Raw genomic sequence first — 622 nt, forward strand, 5'->3', positions numbered from 1 at the left:
GTTACTAATATTAACGACTTACCCACAGGTAATGTTAGTATTACAGGGACAGCAAAACAAAATCAAACCTTAACGGCAACAAATACCTTAGCAGATGCAGATGGTTTAGGAACGTTTAATTATCAATGGCAACAGTCAGCCGATAATGGAGTCACCTGGACTAATATTAATGGAGCGACTAATAATACGTTCACCTTATCTCAAACACAAGTGGGGAAAAAGGTGCAGGTAAAAGTTAGTTATACTGACCTATTAGGAACAGCAGAAACGGTTAATAGTTCACCTACAACTACCGTTACTAATGTTAACGACTTACCCACAGGTAATGTTNTTGGACTGATATTAGTGGAGCGACTAATAATACGTTCACCTTATCTCAAACACAAGTGGGGAAAAAGGTACAAGTAAAAGTTAGTTATACTGACCTATTAGGAACAGCAGAAACAGTTAATAGTAGTCCGACTTCTGTTATTACTAATATTAACGACTTACCCACAGGTAATGTTAATATTACAGGAACAGCAACACAAAACCAAATTTTAACGGCAACAAATACCTTAGCAGATGCAGATGGTTTAGGAACGTTTAATTATCAATGGCAAGAGTCAGCCGATAATGGAGT

Annotated in this window: 2 protein-coding genes; both read left to right on the plus strand. The window is 37.0% G+C overall.

Annotation, left to right across the window (positions count from 1 at the left end):
- The first annotated feature begins 39 nt into the window (after window positions 1-39).
- Window positions 40-408, plus strand: coding sequence for a DUF8696 domain-containing protein (locus tag PL9214_RS33445; protein WP_500690256.1), 369 nt, complete (start codon window positions 40-42; stop codon window positions 406-408).
- Window positions 387-622: hypothetical protein (locus PL9214_RS31725; RefSeq protein WP_186440497.1), on the plus strand; the 236-nt coding region annotated here is incomplete at its 3' end. The genes PL9214_RS33445 and PL9214_RS31725, both read left to right, overlap by 22 nt.

This window comes from Planktothrix tepida PCC 9214 (assembly GCF_900009145.1).
In the GTDB taxonomy this organism is placed as follows: Bacteria; Cyanobacteriota; Cyanobacteriia; order Cyanobacteriales; family Microcoleaceae; genus Planktothrix; species Planktothrix tepida.